Origin of the sequence: Chryseolinea lacunae (assembly GCF_016735595.1) — a bacterium.
In the GTDB taxonomy this organism is placed as follows: Bacteria; Bacteroidota; Bacteroidia; order Cytophagales; family Cyclobacteriaceae; genus Chryseolinea; species Chryseolinea lacunae.
This window is the reverse complement of record NZ_JAERRB010000002.1, coordinates 745,242-765,655: the sequence shown is the minus strand read 5'-3', so window position 1 is coordinate 765,655 and position 20,414 is coordinate 745,242. Positions and strand designations below refer to the sequence as shown.

The 20,414-nt window shown below is 53.3% G+C and carries 17 protein-coding genes; 14 read left to right on the top strand and 3 right to left on the bottom strand.

Translation table 11 applies throughout. The features are described from left to right. Positions 1-50 precede the first annotated feature (50 nt). The 10 genes from JI741_RS08885 to JI741_RS08840 all read left to right on the top strand — a co-directional run bounded on the left by JI741_RS08885 (position 51) and on the right by JI741_RS08840 (position 12,224). The gene (locus JI741_RS08885; protein ID WP_025537672.1) at positions 51-290 is read left to right on the top strand and encodes an acyl carrier protein; all 240 of its coding nucleotides are present in this window, start codon (positions 51-53) and stop codon (positions 288-290) included. A 39-nt stretch (positions 291-329) separates the two neighbouring features. Next, positions 330-1,580: a beta-ketoacyl-ACP synthase II gene (fabF, locus tag JI741_RS08880; protein ID WP_202008686.1), complete on the top strand. Its 1,251-nt coding sequence runs from the start codon at positions 330-332 to the stop codon at positions 1,578-1,580. Between the two features lie 129 nt (positions 1,581-1,709). Beyond that, positions 1,710-2,444, top strand: coding sequence for a ribonuclease III (gene rnc, locus JI741_RS08875; RefSeq protein WP_202008685.1), 735 nt, complete (start codon positions 1,710-1,712; stop codon positions 2,442-2,444). 55 nt (positions 2,445-2,499) lie between these two features. After that, positions 2,500-4,335: an NAD(+) synthase gene (gene nadE / locus JI741_RS08870; RefSeq protein ID WP_236675963.1), complete on the top strand. Its 1,836-nt coding sequence runs from the start codon at positions 2,500-2,502 to the stop codon at positions 4,333-4,335. A gap of 139 nt (positions 4,336-4,474) precedes the next feature. Next, positions 4,475-5,590 (top strand): prolipoprotein diacylglyceryl transferase, encoded by a 1,116-nt coding sequence (locus tag JI741_RS08865; RefSeq protein ID WP_202008684.1) that lies wholly within the window; start codon positions 4,475-4,477, stop codon positions 5,588-5,590. 116 nt (positions 5,591-5,706) lie between these two features. Next, positions 5,707-7,113, top strand: coding sequence for a POTRA domain-containing protein (locus JI741_RS08860; RefSeq protein ID WP_202008683.1), 1,407 nt, complete (start codon positions 5,707-5,709; stop codon positions 7,111-7,113). Positions 7,114-7,476: 363 nt separating this feature from the next. After that, positions 7,477-8,298 carry a PorV/PorQ family protein gene (locus JI741_RS08855; protein WP_202008682.1) on the top strand — a complete coding sequence of 274 codons (822 nt, stop codon included), beginning with the start codon at positions 7,477-7,479 and terminating at the stop codon, positions 8,296-8,298. Continuing rightward, the gene (locus tag JI741_RS08850) at positions 8,295-10,343 is read left to right on the top strand and encodes a helix-hairpin-helix domain-containing protein (protein ID WP_202008681.1); all 2,049 of its coding nucleotides are present in this window, start codon (positions 8,295-8,297) and stop codon (positions 10,341-10,343) included. Before JI741_RS08855 ends, JI741_RS08850 begins: the two co-directional genes overlap by 4 nt. A 255-nt stretch (positions 10,344-10,598) precedes the next feature. Continuing rightward, a complete protein-coding gene (locus tag JI741_RS08845; protein WP_236675962.1) occupies positions 10,599-11,333 on the top strand; it encodes a head GIN domain-containing protein in 735 nt (244 codons plus the stop codon). A gap of 63 nt (positions 11,334-11,396) precedes the next feature. Next, positions 11,397-12,224: a maleylpyruvate isomerase N-terminal domain-containing protein gene (locus JI741_RS08840; RefSeq protein ID WP_202008679.1), complete on the top strand. Its 828-nt coding sequence runs from the start codon at positions 11,397-11,399 to the stop codon at positions 12,222-12,224. A 5-nt stretch (positions 12,225-12,229) separates the two neighbouring features. Here the strand turns inward: JI741_RS08840 and JI741_RS08835 are convergent, their stop codons facing one another. Continuing rightward, positions 12,230-13,414, bottom strand: a complete 1,185-nt coding sequence (locus tag JI741_RS08835) for a DUF5009 domain-containing protein (protein WP_202008678.1) — start codon at positions 13,412-13,414, stop codon at positions 12,230-12,232. A gap of 345 nt (positions 13,415-13,759) precedes the next feature. On the opposite strand from JI741_RS08835, the gene JI741_RS08830 reads away from it, so the two are divergent. From JI741_RS08830 to JI741_RS08815, 4 genes are all read left to right on the top strand, one after another. Then, positions 13,760-14,890, top strand: a complete 1,131-nt coding sequence (locus JI741_RS08830; RefSeq protein WP_202008677.1) for a glycoside hydrolase family 18 protein — start codon at positions 13,760-13,762, stop codon at positions 14,888-14,890. A gap of 184 nt (positions 14,891-15,074) precedes the next feature. Then, positions 15,075-15,401, top strand: coding sequence for an RNA-binding regulator (rbp, locus tag JI741_RS08825; protein ID WP_202008676.1), 327 nt, complete (start codon positions 15,075-15,077; stop codon positions 15,399-15,401). 232 nt (positions 15,402-15,633) lie between these two features. After that, positions 15,634-16,086: a DoxX family protein gene (locus JI741_RS08820; RefSeq protein ID WP_202008675.1), complete on the top strand. Its 453-nt coding sequence runs from the start codon at positions 15,634-15,636 to the stop codon at positions 16,084-16,086. A 96-nt stretch (positions 16,087-16,182) separates the two neighbouring features. Continuing rightward, positions 16,183-17,679: a gluconokinase gene (locus JI741_RS08815; protein ID WP_202008674.1), complete on the top strand. Its 1,497-nt coding sequence runs from the start codon at positions 16,183-16,185 to the stop codon at positions 17,677-17,679. A 1-nt stretch (position 17,680) separates the two neighbouring features. Here the strand turns inward: JI741_RS08815 and JI741_RS08810 are convergent, their stop codons facing one another. Together JI741_RS08810 and JI741_RS08805 are read right to left on the bottom strand one after the other, a co-directional pair. Further along, a complete protein-coding gene (locus JI741_RS08810; protein WP_236675961.1) occupies positions 17,681-18,955 on the bottom strand; it encodes a metallophosphoesterase in 1,275 nt (424 codons plus the stop codon). 106 nt (positions 18,956-19,061) lie between these two features. Continuing rightward, the gene (locus JI741_RS08805) at positions 19,062-20,297 is read right to left on the bottom strand and encodes a metallophosphoesterase (RefSeq protein WP_236675960.1); all 1,236 of its coding nucleotides are present in this window, start codon (positions 20,295-20,297) and stop codon (positions 19,062-19,064) included. Positions 20,298-20,414: the final 117 nt, after the last annotated feature.

The window sequence follows — 20,414 nt, the reverse complement described above, 5'->3', positions numbered from 1 at the left end:
CGCAAATCTCTTTATTTGCACAGATTTTTAAATCACTAAACCGTAAAAACATGTCTGAAATTGCACAAAAAGTAAAACAGATCATCATCGAGAAACTTGGTGTTGAAGAATCTGAAGTTACTCCAGAAGCGAGCTTCACCAACGATCTTGGCGCGGACTCCCTTGACACCGTAGAACTTATCATGGAATTTGAAAAGGAATTCAATATCTCCATCCCCGACGATCAGGCTGAAAATATTTCGACTGTTGGCCAGGCTATCTCTTACCTGGAGCAAAACGTGAAGAAATAATTGGTAACTGCCTCAGTACAAACACACACCCCATAAGACATGACATTGAAACGAGTAGTCGTTACAGGACTAGGTGCACTCACTCCCATCGGCAATACCCTTCAGGAATTTTGGGAAGCTTTGAAAGCCGGTAAGAGTGGTGCAGCTCCTATTACGCGGTTCGATGCCACACTTTACAAGACCAAGTTTGCCTGCGAAATCAAGAATTTCGACATCGGTAATTTCATGGACCGCAAGGAGGCCCGCAAAATGGACCCATTCGCGCAGTATGCTATGGTGGCGGTGGATGAGGCCATAAAAGATTCAAACCTCCCGATAGCTGAAGTTGACCCCGACCGCGTTGGCGTGATCTGGGGCTCGGGTATCGGGGGGTTATTAACTTTTCAGGAAGAAGTGAAGTCGTATGCCAGAGGCGACGGAACTCCCCGGTTTAATCCCTTCTTCATTCCCAAGATGATTCCCGACCTCAGCGCAGGCCACATCTCTATTAAATATGGCTTCCGCGGTCCGAACTTCGTAACGGTTTCGGCCTGCGCTTCGTCTACGAACGCGATCTACGATGCTTTCACCTACCTGCGCCTGGGCAAGGCCGACATCATTGTGTCGGGCGGCTCCGAAGCAGCCGTATGTGAAGCCGGTGTGGGTGGCTTCAACGCCATGCGCGCCCTGTCGGAGCGAAACGATTCGCCCGAAACAGCGTCGCGCCCGTATGATAAAGACCGCGATGGGTTTGTGCTGGGCGAAGGCGCCGGTGCCCTCATCCTGGAAGAATACGAGCACGCCAAACGTCGTGGCGCCAAAATCTATGGCGAAATTCTCGGCGGCGGCATGTCGGCCGATGCCTATCACATCACCGCACCCCATCCCGAAGGCGCCGGCATCACCAAAGTAATGAAATATGCCCTCGAAGATTCCGGTGTCACACCCGAACAGATCGACTACGTGAACACCCACGGCACTTCCACACCGCTGGGCGACATTGGCGAAATCAAAGCCATCCAAAAAGTATTCGGCGAGCATGCCTACAAAATGAACATCAGCTCCACCAAATCCATGACCGGCCACTTGCTGGGCGCGGCCGGAGCGATTGAAAGCATTGCCTGCCTGCTGGCCATCAACCAATCGGTGGTTCCTCCCACCATCAACCACTTCACCGACGATGTGGATCTGGATCCACGCCTCAACCTCACCTTCAACACCGCACAAAAACGCGATGTGAAGATTGCCTTGAGCAACACCTTCGGCTTTGGTGGCCACAACTTCTCCATCATTCTGAAAAAAGTGGACTAAGCCACACCTTTCAGCTTGTCTTTTCCCTTCTCATCTTTCTTTGTCGCACCAATCGATTTTCAAGACCCTTGCAGGCCTTTACCGATATTTATTAAATTAGCAGCCGGTAAAACTCAATTCGAATAACACTTGGTCTGGAAGATCCTCACTATTCCGAAAGGAAAATCGAAAACGGATAAACAGCTGGTGGCGGCCATCCAAAACATCGCCGGCTTCACGCCATCCAATCTCGAACTTTACCGTCTCGCCACGGTGCACAGCTCCATTGCCAAAGAAAATGGCACGGGCTATAAAGAATCAAACGAACGCCTCGAATACCTCGGCGACGCCATTCTCGGCGCCGCAGTGGCCGACTTCCTGTTCAAAAAGTTTCCATTCAAGCCCGAAGGTTTCCTCACCGAAATACGCTCACGCATCGTGAACCGCGAAGCCCTCAACCTGCTGGCCCGCAAAATTGGCGTGGCCAACATCGTGCAATACGACCAGAAAAACGCGCACCTGCAACAGGTCATCCTCGGCAACACGCTCGAAGCCATTGTGGGCGCCATCTACCTCGACAAAGGTTATCTGCGCACCAAAAAATTTGTGATCGACAAGCTCATCAATCCCAACTACGATGTTGACGACCTGGTGAACTCCGATTCGAATTTCAAAAGCAAGATCATTGAGTGGGCACAACGCGAAGGCAAAGACGTGCGCTTCGAAATTCTGAACGTGAAAAAAGGACGCAACCACAAGGAATTTACCGCCCAGGTGCTGGTGAACAGCGAAGCCAAAGGCACCGGCTATGGCAACAGCAAGAAAAAAGCAGAACAGGACGCTGCCTTCAAAACCTGCGAGATGCTGAATTTATTGAATAGCTGACACGTTATCTCAGCACCTGCCATCCGGCATTTGATTTCACCGAAATTGCACGATCTTGAAAATAGGAGGAGCCACCGTCAACCAGATTCCGTTCGACTGGAATCATAACACCACCAACATCATCGACGCCATCACCGAAGGCATCCGCCAGGAGGTGAAGATTTTGTGTCTGCCCGAGCTGTGCATTACCGGCTATGGCTGCGAAGACCTGTTCCTGAGCGAGTGGCTCTCGGAGCGCGCATGGCAGGAGTTGCTGCGCATCCGCGAACATTGTCAAAACATCACCGTGAGCGTGGGCCTGCCCATCCGCATGAACGGCATCACCTACAACGGTGCCTGTGTGATCAGCAACAAAATCATTCAGGGCATCACCCTCAAACAAAACCTGGCCCGCGACGGCGTGCACTACGAACCCCGTTGGTTCAACGCCTGGCAGAAAAACGAAACCCGCGACATCGTCTACGGCGGCGAACCCATCACCGTGGGCGACCTCATGTATACCATCGACGGCGTGCGCATGGGTTTCGAAATTTGTGAAGACGCCTGGCGCAAACACAACCGCCCCGGCTACCGGCTCTATGAACGCGGTGTGGACCTCATCCTAAACCCCAGCGCCAGCCACTATGCCATGGGCAAAAGCCTGTTGCGCGAAGACGAAGTGGTGAACGAAGGCTCGTCAAAATTCAATTGCGTCTATGTGTTTGCCAACCTGCTGGGCAACGAAGCCGGCCGCATGATCTACGACGGCGACATCATCATCGGGCAAAAAGGCAAGCTCGTGGCCGTGAACAAACGCCTCTCCTACCAGCCCTTTAACGTGCTGGCTACCGAGGTGAACTTCCAGGATCCCAGCAAAACCGAGGCACTCATTTCGGCAGACATAAAAGAACGAAATGAAGAAGTGACCCAGGCGTTGTCGCTGGCGTTGTTCGACTATGTGCGCAAAAGCAAAGCCAACGGTTTTGTGCTCTCGCTCAGCGGCGGGGCCGACTCCAGCATCTGCGCCGTGATGGTGGCCGAAATGGTGAAGCGCGCCGTGGCCGAGCTGGGATGGGAGAAAACCAAAACCATTCTGCGCCTCAACCCGCAAACCGAACATTGGAAAGCAGCCGTGGGACAAATTCTCACCTGCGCCTATCAGGGCACACGCAACTCATCGACCGACACCTTCGAAGCTGCCCACACGCTTGCACTCTCCGTGGGCGCCGGGTTTCACCGTTGGGACATCGACGAAGAAGTGTCGTCCTATTCTCAAAAAATAGCCCGCGCCATTGGCCGCGAACTGAAGTGGGAAACCGACGACATCACGCTGCAAAACATACAGGCCCGCTCGCGCTCGCCCATCATCTGGATGCTGGCCAACGTGAAGCGCGCCGTGCTGCTCACCACCTCCAACCGCAGCGAAGGCGACGTGGGCTATGCCACCATGGACGGCGACACCAGCGGAAGCCTCGCCCCCATTGCCGGCCTCAGCAAAATCTTTATCCTGCAATGGCTGCGCTGGGCCGAAGAAGCCTTGCAACACGAAGGCCTGAACCCCGTGAACAACCTGCAACCCACAGCCGAACTCCGCCCCCTCGAACGACAACAAACCGACGAGTCGGACCTCATGCCCTATCGCGTGCTGGCCGAAATAGAGAAGCATGCCATCCAGGACCGGAAGTCGCCCGTGCAGGTGTTCGAAGCGATGCGCGGCGATCATGAACCCGAAACCCTGAAACGTCACCTCAAAAAGTTCTTCACCCTCTGGGCGGCCAACCAGTGGAAACGCGAACGCCTGGCCCCCGCCTTCCACCTCGACGATATCAACGTGGACCCGCGGTCGTGGTGCCGCTTCCCCATTCTGTCGTCGGGCTTTGCCGACGAGTTGGCACAGCTAAATGCGCTGTAGGACTGTCTGAGGATGTATTTCGCGCCCTCAGACATCAAACCAACGCCGGCGAACAACCCCTGTTTCCTTCTTTATTTTTTTGTGAAGCCGGGCAGGGCAAACGCTAAGACTTTCGATTAAGGGATTATATTTGCCGCCTATGGCTATCCTGAATTATATCATTTGGAACGGCAGTCCCGAGATTTTCACCCTCGGCAGCTTTCCCCTTCGCTGGTACGGTCTCCTGTTTGCCCTTGCGTTTCTCATCACGCAACAGATCCTGTATTACATCTACAAGCAGGAGGGCAAACCCGAACGCGACGTCGACACCCTCACCATCTACATGGTCATCGCCACCATCATTGGTGCACGCCTGGGCCACGTCATCTTCTATCAGCCGGAATTGATTCTCGAAAATCCTCTGGGCATTTTTCTGCCTTTCAAGCTTCATCCTTTTGAATTCACCGGCCTGCAAGGGTTGGCCAGCCACGGTGCCGCCATCGGCATCCTGTTCGCGTTGTGGCTCTACAGCCGCAAGAACAAGCCGGGTCAGTCCTACTTTCAGGTAGTCGATCGCATTGTGATTCTCGTGGCGCTGGCCGGCGCATTGATTCGTCTGGGAAATTATTTCAACTCCGAAATCATTGGCCTGCCCACCGAAAAACCCTGGAGCGTGGTGTTTGTGAACCGCTTCACCGAAGCCATCACCAGCCGCCACAGCGACCCCGAAGGCATCATCGACAACGTGGCCTACAAAGGCAACGACTCGCTGCCCAAAGGCGCCAACGGACGTGTGCCCATCAACATCTACATCTTCTTCAAGAAAGGCGCATCGCCCACGGCCGCACAAAACATCACCGACATCACCGCGCGCGGCCTGCTCAACAACAGCCTCTATGAATACTTCGACGCCACCGGTGTGAACACCACCACTCAAATGTCGAAGCTGCCCGACGGAACGCTGTCGGCGCGCATTCAAACCTTTGGCATCGCGCGCCACCCTGCACAGCTCTACGAATCCATTGCCTGTGTTATCCTCTTCCTTTTCCTGCTGTGGCTCTGGTCGCTCTACAAAGAAAAGCTGCCCCCCGGACGACTGCTGGGAATCTTCCTCATCTGGTGCTTCGGACTGCGTTTTGTGTTTGAATACCTGAAAGAAAATCAGGAAGCGTTCGAAAACGAATTACCACTCAACATGGGGCAGATTCTGAGCATACCGCTGGTCATCGTCGGCATCATCATCCTGGTGTGGTCGTTCCGAAAAAAGGAAGCCTGAAATTCCAGATTTTTCGAAAAGTAACGTTAAACTTGTTACAACAGTGGGGGTCTTAGCGGTACACAATGCGGGTTGTTTTCTTCCTTTTTGCAAGCTTTTTCTGCGTCTCCGGTGCTTTGGCGGCATCGTTGCGGCCGGCTGTTTCCGACTCGGCCAAACGCGCCGCGCGTCATAAACCGCCGGTAGCCGACACGTCGCGCCACATCCTGCACGTGAACCGCATTTTCATTGTGGGCAACCGCATCACCCGCGACCGCATTGTGCTGCGCGAGCTTTCACTCAAACCCGGCGACACAGTGTCGACCGCCATGCTGCCGCTGGTGATCGAGCGCGACAAACGCAAGCTCATCAACACGCGACTGTTCAACACCGTCGAGATCAAACCTCTTGAATACGAGTCGGACCACATCGACCTGCTCATCGACATCAACGAACGCTGGTACACCTTCCCGTCTCCCATCTTCGAACTGTCGGACCGAAACTTCAACGAGTGGTGGCAAAACTATAACCACGACTTCAACCGCGTCAACTACGGCCTGCGCCTCTATCAATACAACATGCGCGGTCGCAACGAAACACTGCGCCTCACGGCACAATTCGGCTACCAACGCAAGTTCGACATCACCTATCGCTTCCCTTACATTGACCGTCGTCAGCGCCAGGGCCTCATCATCAACGCCGACTTCAACGAAACCAAAAACCTCGCCTACAAAACCGCCGACCACAAACTGGTTTTTGCCGAGGCCGACCAAATCCTGAAAACCACCAGCGGCGGCGGCATCACCTACACCTACCGCGGCTCGTTCTACGACACCCACGCCATACGCGTAGAATACCGCAGCTCCACCATCGCCGACACCATTCAATACCTCACACCAAACTATTTCACCAACGAACTCAAGAAACAACGGTTCGCCATCCTCGGCTATCAGTTCACGTCAGACCACCGCGACTACATCGGCTATCCGCTGCGTGGCTATCACTTCACAGCAGGCCTCGTGAAAGTGGGCTTCAGCAAACACGACGATGTGAAAAAGTTTGAGCTAAACGCCTCCTACTCGCACTTCATCGAATTCAAACGAAACTACTTTCTCTCCAACAACAGCCTCGTGTTTTGGAGCACACCACAAAACCTGGCCTACGCCAACTACAGCGCGCTGGGCTATGGCCGCCAATACGTGCGCGGCTATGAGCTCTACATCATCGAAGGTCCGTGGCACCTGGTGAACAAAACCACGTTCAAGAAGCGCATCTTCTCAAAGGTCTACAACCTCAACGCCATGCCCATACGCCAGTTCCGCTACCTGCCGTTGTCTATCTACATAAAAACCTACGCCGACCTGGGCTACGTTAAAAACTATCCCAACTACACCAACAGCATGCGCCTCACCGACAAAGTGATCTCCGGTGCCGGTGCCGGCCTCGACATCGTGGCCTCCTACGATTCCGTTTTCCGCCTCGAATACACCTTCAACGGCGAAGGCGACCACGGCTTCTTCTTCAACTTCCGCCGCGAATTTTAAAAACTCAACACCACTCCACCATTCTCAGAAGTTCCTCGTCCAGGATTTACAAAGCATATCAGGCGGCCGGACGGGCTATCCACTCCAAGTCCTCGCCCTACCGCACACGCCCACGCAGCTCCGGGCTTTCCGTTGCTATCCCTGGCCGGGCAACATCAAACACCTGCATTCGAAAGCAACAGCTCACAATTCGTTAGTCATTCACCGTTATTCGCATCAGCGTTTCTTTCACACGTGTTCCTTCATCAATTTTCTTTTCATCACACATCATCAACGTTCAAACACGCGCTCAACGATTTCATAAATCTTTGTTGATTTTCCAGTAGCTATTCCGTTACTTCAGAATAACAAATCACCGTTGTCATGAAAGCCACACCGATAGCCTTCGCCATGCTGATTGTTTCTCCGCTCTGCATCGCGCAAAGTTCCTCCACACAAATGAGTGCCCGCGCCCTGGGCATGGGCTACGCTTCCGGTTGCTCGGCCGATGAGTGGTCGCTCTTCAACAACATCGGTGGCCTTTCGGGAGTGACACAAACTACCGCCGCCTTCACCTACAATGCCGTGCCGTCGTTCAAACCTTTCAATCGCACGGCGGCGCTTGTGGCCACACCGCTTTCATTTGGTGTGGTGGGTGCGGGCGTCTATCGTTTTGGCGACGATGTCTACAACGAACACATGCTCAGTGTCGGGTTCAGCAATGCGTTTGGGTTGGCGTCGCTCGGGGCAAAGGCCACCTATGTGCAATACAACATCACCGGGTTTGGCACAAAGGGTGTCGTGAGTGTCAGCTTCGGTGGCATTGCCACGCTCACGTCCAGGCTATCGGTGGGTGCCTACATCACCAACCTCACACAACCCCTACTCTCCACCACAGACAACGAGCGATTGCCTACTGTCATCACGGCTGGCGTCGCGTTCAAAGCGTCAGACAACACCAGCGTCACCACCGAGTTGCAAAAAGATCTAGACTATGCGCTGCTGTGGAAAACCGGGTTGGAGTGTCGCGTACACAAAAAAGTTTTTGCGCGCACCGGCTTCAACCTCCACCCCAACGCCGCCTTTGCAGGCCTGGGCTTCCGGCCAAAACGATTCGCGCTCGACTATGCCTTTCAATACACCGGCACGTTTGGCGCACACCACGAAGCCACCGTTGCCTATCGCGTAAACAGCAAGCAACCATGAAGCCGTGGTTTGTCATCGTTGTTCTTTGCTGGAGCCCGTGGGTTTCGGCGCAGGAATATCCGCGCCAGGATGTGAACCTGAACCAGCTTGCCGACGAATGGTATGGTGTGCCCGATCAAGACCTCGACTACAGCGACCTCTACGAAAACCTGGCACAACTGCTGGCCCATCCGCTCAACCTCAACACGGCATCCGAAGAAGATTTTCGGTTCATCAAAATGTTGTCGGAGCAGCAGATCAAAAACCTGATCGCCTATCGCAGCAACCAGAGCAACTTCATTTCGGTCTACGAACTTCAGGCCGTGCCCGGCTTCGACGTGGAAACATTGCACAAGGTGGCACCCTTCGTGTTCGTGACCGACCCCACCATTGCGCTCGACAAATCTTTTCTCGAACGCATCCGCACACAAAGCAACAACTACATGCTCGTGCGCTACGGACAAAGTCTGCAACATGCACAGCAATATTCCGCGCAGGCCGACTCTGCTTCGCGCTTCACCGGATCGCCCGGCAACCTCTACCTTCGCTTTCGCAGCAGTCGACCTAGTGATTTCAGTTTTGGTTTCACAGCCGAGAAAGACGCCGGCGAGCCGTGGCGATGGAATCCGTCACAACAATATTATGGCGCAGACTATTTTTCGTTTCATGCACAGATTCAGAACAAAGGCCGTCTCAAAAATCTCGTGCTCGGCGACTATCAGAGTCAGTTTGGGCAAGGCCTCATGTTGGGCGGCATCTTTGGCATTGGCAAAGGTGGCGAAACCATTACCACCGTGCGCCGCACAAACATCGGCGTGCTGCCCTACACCTCGGTCTACGAAGCCGGGTACCTGCGCGGTGCCGCGGCCACCGTGGAGGTGAACAAGCATGTGCACATCACCGGCTTCTATTCGCACAAACGTCGCGACGCCGCGGCGTCGGCCGATGCAGACGACGCGTTCATATCGTCGTTTCAAAACACAGGGCTGCACCGCACCGAAAAAGAACTGGCAGCCCGGCACCAGATCGCCGACCAAAGCTGGGGCGGTGTGGTGCAATTCAAAACCGGCATGCTCGATGCCGGCCTCATGTACAATCGCGTCGACTTTGGCGTGGCCGTCCAACCCAACCCTGCACCCTACAACCAGTTTGCCTTTTCCGGAACACAAAACCAGAACGCGGGTGGCTTTCTCAACTACACGTTTCAAAACCTGACGTTCTTTAGCGAATATGCCCGCTCGCTCAACGGTGGGGCTGCAGGCACAGCGGGATTGCTGTGGAGTCTTTCGCAACAACTCGATGTGTCTATGCTCTTCCGGAAGTTTGCAGCCAACTTCTACGCCTTCTATTCAAACGCCTTTGCCGAAGGCAGCACCACCCAAAACGAAGAAGGGTTTTACGGCGGATGGAAATATAAACCAAGCCGCCGCTGGACTATGGCCGGCTACATCGACCTGTTCCGGTTTCCGTGGTTGCGCTTCCGTAGCTATGCGCCCTCCGCAGGACACGAAGGATTGTTGCGCGTGGCCTACCAGCCGTCGCGCACGGTGGTGTTGTTTGTGGAAGCGCGCGAAGAAGTGAAGGCCCGCAATGCATCAAACACCTCGCCCCTCTATGCCACCGCCGACGGCACAAAGCGACTCTTCCGGTTCAACATCGAATATGGTGTGGCGCAGTCGCTTCACCTGAAAACACGCGGACAGCTGAGCACCTTCACCTTCCAGGGCAAACAAACGCAGGGCTTTGTGTTGATGCAAGACCTGGGCGCAAACCTCGGCAGCCTGGAAGTGACCGCCCGCTATGCGCTGTTCGACACCGACGACTACGACAACCGGCAGTATGTGTATGAGAATGATGTGTGGCTGGCCTACTCCATGCCCGCCTACTATGGCCGCGGCGTGCGCAAGGTGCTGATGATGCAATGCAAAGTGAGCCGTGCCCTCACCCTGTGGTTGCGTTATGGCTACACCCGCTATGCCGACCGGCAGGAAATTGAATCTTCTGCGGGCACCATAGCGGGAAATGTGCAAAACGATATTAAATTTCAGCTGCGGATCACCTTTTGAAAACCGTGATCTGAGTTTATCCCCGAAAGGCATGCACGCAACGAAAATGATAACGCCGGACGTCCTGTTGGTAATGTGCATCGGCGGCATTGCCTTTATTCTGATCATGAAAGCCATCTTTCGTAAACCGAAGTAAGATTTCCGGACAATTGTGCGGGGATTTGAGGTAGGTGGCCGACAAACTTCATTTTGAGTCGTCGGGCTGCTTTTCTTATCCCGCCCTCCTGCTGTTATTTGAAACTCTAATTTTAATCCATGGATATGAAAATCAGGCCCATTATCGCCCTTGCCCTGGTTCTTGCTGCTCAGTTATCGCTGGCGCAAACCACCAAGAAAGTTCTTGAACTCCCCGAATTCAAAGGCATCTATGTAAACTCCAACTACACGGTCTACCTGAAGCAGACCAACAAACAGGAAGTGACCGTAGAAGCCCTCACGGAAATATTCTCCGTCAGCGACATCAAAGTGGAAAACGGTATCCTCATGATCAACGTGGACCGCAAGCCCGACACCTCCAACAAAAGCCTCTGGGCCAAAATAGACGACATCAAGCTGAACCCCACCATGAAGCTTTATGTGAGCGTGAAGAACGTGAACGACCTGCAAGTGAACGGCGGCGGCAAGATCATTTCCGAAAACTCCATCGCCACCGACTATGTGACCGTGGGCGTTTCGGGCTCCGGCTCGCTTGACGTCGACATCAAAGGCAACACCGTGAAAGCCGAAGTGAGCGGCAGCGGTTTGCTCACCCTCCGCGGCTATGCCACATCGGTAGACGCTACCGTGAGCGGCACCGGTGGCATCAACGGTTTTAACTGCCCCGTAGAAACTGCCAAAGTGAAAGTGAGCGGCACCGGCTTCGCCAACCTGAACGTGTCGAGCAACATCGACGCCACCGTGTTGGGCAGCGGCACCGTGAAGCACAAGGGCAACACCAAAACTGCACAAAAGAAAATCTACGGCTCCGGCATCGTGGATCGCGCGTATTAAATCAACACACTTTCTAGGGACTGATGCATCGCCTGCTATATTTACAGGCTGATGCACCGGTCCATGAAAGTTCCCATCCCAACCCTGCACCTTTTTCCCCTCCTCGATCAGAAGCTGATCGAACTGCTGCGTTCCCTTTCGCCCACCGAATGGCAGCAACATACCCGCGCCAAACTCTGGACGGTAAAAGACATTGCCGCACACCTGCTCGACGGCAACCTGCGCACCCTCGCCATGTCGCGCGACCGCTACTTTGGTGAGGCGCCTCCCGAACAAAATACCTATCCGGTTCTTGTCAAGTATCTCAATCAACTCAATGCCGATTGGGTGCGCGCCGCCAAACGCGTCAGTCCCATTGTGCTCATCGAGTTGCTGGAGAGCACCGGCAAGGCCTATGCCGAACATCTTCAAACCCTGGATCCTTTTGGCGAAGCCATTTTTTCTGTGGGCTGGGCGGGCGAAGAACGTTCGTTCAACTGGTTTCACATTGCGCGCGAATACACCGAGAAGTGGCATCACCAGCAACAGATTCGTGAGGCCGTAAACAAACCCGGCATTGCCTCGAAGGAGTTATACTATCCCGTGCTCGACACGTTTGTGCAGGCGTTGCCCCATCACTATCGCGATGTGATTGCGCCGCTGGGGGCTGGGCTCAAAGTAAACATCACGGGAGAAGCCGGGGGATCGTGGTTTTTGCTGCGCGAAAATCAACACTGGCGCATCACGAAAGAAAGCGTGCCACATCACGCCGAAGTTATCCTGGACGACGACACCGCCTGGAAGCTTTTCACCAAAGGACTATCGTCTGCCGAAGCCCACCACCATGTGGTGCTCAAAGGCGATGCAGCGTTGGTTAATCCTTTCCTTTCACTGGTGGCCGTTATGGCCTGAGCAACCTAAAGCTGCAATTTGATCTTCAGTTTGTTGAGCACCGTCACCAACGACATCACGGCCACGGCAAACACCAGCGCCCAGACAATGCCCGCAACACCTTGATAAAAAACATCAGGCCACGACACGTGCAGCAGGTGCATGAGCGCGGCGATCACAAACGGAATGATGTAGGTAAGCAATGGATTGGACGCAGCCGGTTTGAAGAACGTTGTCCACGCGCTCTGTTTTTTCAAATCGATAAGCCAATACAAAAACGAGAAGATGATGGTGCACGCGGCTGCGCTATACAAACACCACGTGGGTGTGGCGTAGATTTTTGAAATGTGAAAGTAAGGTCGCAACAGAAAGCCGGCCACCAGCAAAATCACGGTATACACAGCCGCCTCTGCAAAGCGTCGGTTGTCCTTTTTTCCTTTTCCATGAAAGAAGATGATCGATAGGATTATTCCCATCAACACAATGGACGTGTGCGAGGCATGACCTCCCTGGCTAAACAACACCTGCAGACCGGAGTCCTCATTGAGCGTGCGCCCGATGGCATAATATCCCAAACAAAAAACCACGGCGCCAAACAACGCTGCCAGATTTCCTTTCGACACCTGATAGATAATGCAGGCGATAAGATAGGCCCAGCCTATGAGTCCCAATATGCCCCACCACTGCGGCGTCATGTGTCCCGCTCCATCGTCGCCGCCACGATAGAGGAATGCCAGCGCAATGAGCAGCACAATGCCGGCGCCACGTAGCACATACTTCAGCGTTGCGTTGGGAGTTGTGTAGACATTCCAGATAAGGATCACACCCGCATAGAACAACAGCGACCACAACGCGATGGGCATACTCATCGCGGCTTCGTTATATCCTCCTTCAGCGTTCACCATGAACACACCCAACACCACCAGCCCAAGTGTGCGAAACAGGATGTGTCCCTGCAACTGCGCGGTGCTGTCGCCTTTGGCTTTGCGGTTGGCAATGGCGAAGGGAATGGACATGCCCACAATGAACAGGAAGGCGGGGAACACCGCATCCACAAAGGTCATGGCATCGGCATCGGCAGGCATGTGTTTCATCCATGCGGAAATACCCTGCACGCCGGCCAGCTCGTTCACAAAGATCATGGTGAGAATGGTGATGCCGCGCAAGGCGTCGATGGAGAGAATGCGTTGTGTGGTGAGCCCGTGGTTCATAGGGTGGTGTGTATTACGTTGTTTTCGATTGACGTGATCGTGTTGAACTTCCGGCAAACTGCATCCTCAGCACGTTAGCGTGTGCCTGCGCATCAGAAGGTGTTTGTGTTAAAAGATGAATAACCGTGCGTGAGAAGAAGAGAAACAAAAAATAAATGCGCATCATTGCCGTTCCATTTTACGAAAGGCCAAATTAAATTAAATTGAAATCTAAGCGAGACCTCACTGTAAATTATTTTGCAACACACAGCACACACCACAACAATTGTTCATCATGCACATCACACACACGTAACACACGCGCACATTTACCATTTATAAAATCCATCATCCACTGAACACATTATGAAACACAACATCTCCGGCAGCATCCTGTTGCTACTTTTTCTTTGCAGCATACATCCCGCACACGCCGTTGTTCCACCCAAAACCAAGAAGGTGGTGATCGCCTACGTGGGCGGCTTTCACGGGCTTGTCGATGCCAGTGTCATCGACGCGAAGAAGATCACACACATCAACTATGCCTTTGTCAACATCAAAGACAACAAGGCCTGGCTCGAAAATGAAGCGACCGACTCCACCAATTTTCGCAAGCTCAATTTGCTGAAGCGCATCAATCCCGATCTGAAGATTCTTATCTCTATCGGAGGCTGGGCCTGGAGCGACAAATTTTCGGACGCCGTGCTGACGGACGCCACGCGAAAACTTTTTGCCAAGACATCGGTCGACATCGTGCGGCAGTATAAGCTCGATGGTGTTGACATAGACTGGGAATATCCCGGCTTGCCCGGCGAAGACAACGTGTATCGTCCGGAAGACAAACAAAACTACACGCTCATGTTCAAAGCCATTCGCGAAGAACTGAACGTGCTGGAAAAACAAACAAAGAAAAAATATTTGCTCACCACCGCAGTGGGTGGCTTCTACGATTTCATTGCACACACCGAGATGGACAAAGCACAAGCGTATCTGAACTATGTGAACATCATGAGCTATGATTTCAAAACAGGTGTCGATACCATCACGGGCCATCACACCAACCTCTATCCTTCTGTTGGACATGCGGCAGAGTTGTCGACCGATCGCACGGTGAAAGAATTTATCGCGGCCGGTGTGCCGTCTTCAAAGATCGTGATGGGTGTAGCGTTCTATGCAAGATCATGGACAACCACCACCCCCACAAACAGGGGTATGACGCAAAAGGCCGTGCAAGCGCGGTGGGGCGGCGGCTATTCGGTGTTGAAAGACAGCACGGTGAACAAGAAAGGATTCACACGCTATTGGGACGACAAGGCCAAGGCTCCCTATCTATTCAATGCAGAAAAGAAGATCTTCATCTCGTATGACGATGAGATGTCTATCACTGAAAAGTGCCATTATGCCACGAACAACAATCTTGGGGGCATAATGTTTTGGGAATATACGGAAGACCCCAAAGGCTATCTTTTGACCACCATCAGCCAGGAACTGAAGTAATCAGGGTTTAATGGGTGTAAAAGAAGGTGAATGGAGGTCATATCTTTTTCCATTTCATTAAAATTCTTATTACATTTAAATGTTTATTGTCACGCTTTACTGAGGCCCTCTCCCCTTCGAGCAGTAGTTCCAGCACAAGTCTGCCAGTTTACATTAACTAATTTCTCATTTATTCTTTTTAACAATGAACATTTACGTTGCCAACATCCCTTTTAAGGCATCCGAACAGGAATTGAAGGGATTATTCGAAGAGTATGGCGAAGTTTCTTCTGCCAAGATTGTCATGGACAAAGTAACTCAGCGTAGCCGCGGTTTCGGTTTTATCGAAATGTCGGATGATGCTGCTGCCCGTCAGGCTATCACTAGCCTAAACGGTTTCAACTTCCTGGGGAAAACCTTGGTAGTGAACGAAGCAAGACCGAGAACTGATGCACCCCGCAGTGGTGGCGGTGGTGGCTACAGAAGTGGCGGTGGCGGTGGTTTTAACCGCAGAAGCAATAACGAGTATTAATATTCATCGATATTGTATCAGAAAAAGCCCCGGACAACCGGGGCTTTTTTGTTGTCTACCCCTACCGTTGTGAACTATACTTAGTCTATCAGAAAACTATCTTCCCGGTGTGTATCTTTCTCTACACAATCTTGCCCGTCCGTCCTCTTGTTTCAAATTTTAATCTTGCGATAAGCCTTGATTTTGGCTGGGCAGTTTTGTAAACTTTGTATCTCACCAAATCGGAAATGCTATGAATATGATCACCAATGTGGAGCGGTGGGGCAATAGTCATCGCCCTGGATTTCTCGATGCCTTTCGTGTGCTGTTGGGCGTGTTCATTACCTACAAGGGATTGTACTTTATAACCCATATGCAAGATCTGGAAATGACCACGTCGGGTATCAACGTGTATTTTGCTGGTCTCACGCTGGCGCATTATGTCGTGTTTGCACACATCCTCGGCGGTCCACTCATCATGGTGGGGCTGTTCACGCGGATTGTGTGTCTCATCCAGTTGCCCATTCTTATCGGCGCTGTGTTCATGGTGAATTATCCGAAAGGGTTTCTCTCCATCGGGCATCATATGGAACTCTGGGCTTCTCTTGTTGTCTTGGTTGGTTTGATTGTCTTCATGGTGTTTGGTGCCGGGAAATACTCCATCGACGCGAAACGCAGAAGAGAGATGGAGGCAGCTTCTATGTAAAAAATACCTCTATCTAACCTAAACCGAAGGGCATCTGTACGACAGGTGCCCTTTTTGCTTTTATTCTCTATCTTCATGCCCCTTAAGTTTTCGCGCATGAAGTATACCATCGGCATCGACATCGGCACAGGCAGCACCAAGGCGGTAGCTGTAGACACCACCGGCCATGTGCTGGGCACGGCGCAAGCCGCCTACCCCACCCTAAACCCGGAACCGATCTATAGCGAACAAGATCCGGAGAAGATCCGGGCCGCATTTGTTTCGTGTATCAACACCCTTGTGGCCGAGGTTGGACACACGCCCGCGGGCATCGTGATCAGCAGCGCAATGCACAGCCTGCTGTTTGTGGACGCACACGCAAAGCCTTTGCACAACATGATCACGTGGGCCGACAACCGCGGCGCGGCCATCGCGCGGCGCATCAAAGACTCGGCCGAAGGCGAAACCATCTATCGCCAAACCGGAACACCCGTGCATGCCATGGCCCCGCTCAGCAAGGTGGTGTGGCTTAAAGAAAATGATCCCGCCCTTTTTCAACGCGTGGCCAAATTCATCTCCATCAAAGAATACATTTGGTTCAACCTCTTCGGTGTTTTCGAAGTGGACTACTCCATTGCGTCGGCCACGGGGTTGTTCGACATCGCGGCGTTGACCTGGAACAGCACGGCCCTGACGGTGTGCGGCCTCACGCCAGAGCGTTTGGGCACGCCCGTTCCCACGCATCATTCGCGCACGGGCCTCTCGTCGGTGCTGGCCAGCGAACTTGCCGGGGTGAAGGACGTTCCCTTCTTCATTGGTTCGAGCGATGGCTGCATGGCCAACCTGGGCAGCTTTGCCGTGTCGCCGGGCATTGCCGCGCTCACCATCGGCACCAGCGGCGCCATTCGTGTGGCCAACGTCACGCCCACGTTCAACTTCAAGGCCATGACGTTCAACTATCGCCTCAACGAGAACACGTTCATCTCGGGCGGCCCCATCAACAATGGCGGTTATGTTTTGAAGTGGTATGCCGAAGTGTTCCTCCAGCGAAAGCTCAATTCCTCAAACGACTATGCCGCGTTGCTTGACGGGCTAGATCAGGTTGAGGCCGGAGCCAACGGGCTCATCTTCCTCCCCTATCTGCTGGGCGAGCGCGCACCCATCTGGGACAGCGACGCCAGCGGCGCATTTTTCGGGATCCGTAATTTCCACACCCAGGCACATTTCACGCGCGCCGTTGTGGAAGGCATTTCGCTGGCGCTCTACAGCATTGCGCGCGCCATGGAACAGGCCGGCCTGGTTATTCAGCGCGTGCATGTGAGCGGCGGCTTTGTGCATTCCAAAGCCTGGCTACAAATTTTGGCTGACGTGTTTGGCAAAGAGATCTGTCTCATCAACCCCGAAGATGCTTCGGCCCTGGGTGCAGCTTATCTGGGATTAAAATCGCTGGGGCTTGTTCCGGACTATGAAGCCTTGCGTCCCGCAGAACGTGTGTCATATTTTCCAGTAGCCGAAAATCATGAGCGCTACACCAAGACCTTCGCGATGTATGAACGGCTTTATGAAAATCTGAAGGATGAGATGACGGACATTCAGGCGCTGCGGCATTTGTGATCTAGCCGCGCTTCAATTCGATCAAGGTCAGTTCGGGGGGCATGCCGATGCGGCCCGGATAACCCACACAGCCGAAGCCACGGTTCACGTAGAGATATTGCTTGCCTTCCTGATACAAGCCAGCCCATTGCTTGAAGCGATATTGTGCAGGACTCCACGTGAAGCTGCCCACGCTCACACCCAATTGATAGCCATGGGTGTGGCCTGAGAGGGTGAGGTCTATGTCGCCATAGTCGGGTCTGATCTGCGCGTCCCAGTGTGTGGGGTCGTGCGATAGCAGTATTTTCAACGGAGCTTCTTCGGTGCCCGCATGGGCAAGATCGAGCTTGCCGTATTTTGGAAACCGGAGCGGCGGGCCAACACCCCAGTTCTCTACGCCCAGGATTGCAATTTTGTCGCCACCCATTTCCAGGAAACGATGTTCGTTGATCAGCAGGTCGTAGCCCATTTGTTTGTGGGCCGCAATCATGTCTTGCTGATTTTTGCGCTTGGCTTCTGGTGTGGGCCAGGTGCGATAGTTGCCATAGTCGTGGTTGCCGGTCACCGATATCACGCCCAGGTCGGCCTTCAGCTTGTCGAACACGCCGATGTAGTCGTTCACTTCTTTGGTTTCGATGTTCACCAGGTCGCCGGTGAAAAAGATCACGTCGGGTTTTTCCCGCATCAATAGCTCAACCCCACCCTGGATGGCGGTCTTGTTGAAGAGCGAGCCTGTGTGGATATCCGAAATTTGACCCATACGGAGGCCGTCAAACGCTTTGGGAAGATTGGGCAGGTAAATGGTCTGTTTGCGCAAACGGAAGTCGTGAGCCCCCGAAAGAATGCCAAACGAAAGGCCTGCCAACGGAATGCCACCGGCCACCAGGGCGGTGCGCGTCAGAAACTCCGAGCGTGTGATGTGGCCTTCGTCCAGCGTTTCGCCGGGCTTCAGTTTTCGTCGCTTGAAATAGCGTTGTGCCATGCGGATGGCCCGGCGAACATCGTCGGCCAGAATAAACACAATGAGCAGGATCTTGGAGAAGTAGAAAATGGCCAGCACGATGACGACCCACTGCCGCAGCTTTTCGTTCGAGATGTCGATGATGACAACCCAGGCCACAGCCACCACGGCCAGCAGGGTGAATAACCAGAACAATCCCCGCGTAGTGTTTTTCACGAGGCGGTGATAGGCATGGCTCAGGGTGCGTATAGCCTGATAGGTATAGAGGTCAACCAGCACCATCAGCAGGATGCCGCCCGCTGCCATTCCGATCCGATACCAGAGTCCATCGCCCATGCTGTGGTGTTTGATGGTAAAAGTAACGAGAAATCGAAAACTTTTCCTTCAAAACCTGTCGGCTCCGGGAGGACCCTTTGAGCGGGGAATAGGCGATGTGAATGACCTACACGCGCTTCAGCTCAAGGATGGTTAATTCAGGGGGCATCCCAATCCTGCCGGGATAGCCCAGGTAGCCAAAACCACGGTTCACATACAGGTATTGTGAACCTTCCTGATACAGTCCTGCCCATTGCTTGTAGGCATACTGCGACGGGCTCCACTTGAAGCCACCGATCTCCACGCCAAACTGAAAGCCGTGGGTGTGGCCGGCAAACATGATGTCGATGTCGGAATATTGGGGGCGCACTTGTCCATCCCAATGGCTGGGGTCGTGCGACAGCAGGAGCTTCACAGCGGCTTCGTCTGTGCCTGCATAAGCTTTGTCGAGGCGGCCGTATTTGGCAAAGCGTTTCTCGCCCCAGTTTTCGTTTCCGAGGATGGCAATTTTCTCGCCGTTCTGTTCCAGGAAACGATGCTCGTTCATCAGCAGGTCGAAGCCCAGCACACGGTGTGCTTCCATCAGGTCTTTGAAGTTTTTTTGTTTGGCTTGCTGACTGGCCCATGCTTGATAATCGCCATAGTCATGGTTGCCCGTGATGGAGAATACGCCCAGCGGTGCTTTCAGTTTATTAAAGATGTCGATGTAGTCTTTCACTTCGGCCGCTTCATTGTTCACGAGGTCGCCGGTGAAAAAGATCACGTCGGGTTTTTCGTTCAGCATCATTTCAACACCGCCTTTCACAGCCACTTTGTTGAAGAAACTTCCGGAGTGAATGTCGGATAGCTGACCGATGGTTAAACCATCAAAAGCTTTGGGCAGGTTGGGCAGCTTCACCACCTGACGACGCACGCGATAATCGTGTGCACCCGAGATGACACCGTAGGCCATAGCTCCCAGCGGAATGGACGCCGCCACCATGGCCGTCTTCGCCAGAAACTCCGAACGCGGAATGGCCGGGCCCGATGTGTCGCCGCTTGCACCTTTGTTGAAGAACTCCACAACCCAGCGCACACCGCGCTGAATGTCGTCGATGAATAAAATGACGACGGCAAAAATCTTTGAGAAGTAGGTTGCCACAAGGCCCGTCAGCACAAACGTGCGCATCTGGGGTGGATAGTTGTAGGGATCGGCAAACGTCAACCACAGCAACGCGAAGACGCTTAGCACAGTGGGAATCCAGAAGCCGTAGCGCAGGCCATCTCGCCAACCCGGTGTCCAGTTTTTCGACACCACCACGATGGCTTGAAAGACATAATAATCGATCAACAAAAAAATAAGGAAGACAAAAAACATTGTCATAATACGGGGTTTCATCGTTGCATTGATTTCGCAGTGGGCGTGTTGTTTCTCACGGGACGTTTCGCGTGCGACAAATGGCTCACTGGAAAAACTGGATTGTGTGCGGGAATTTTTCCT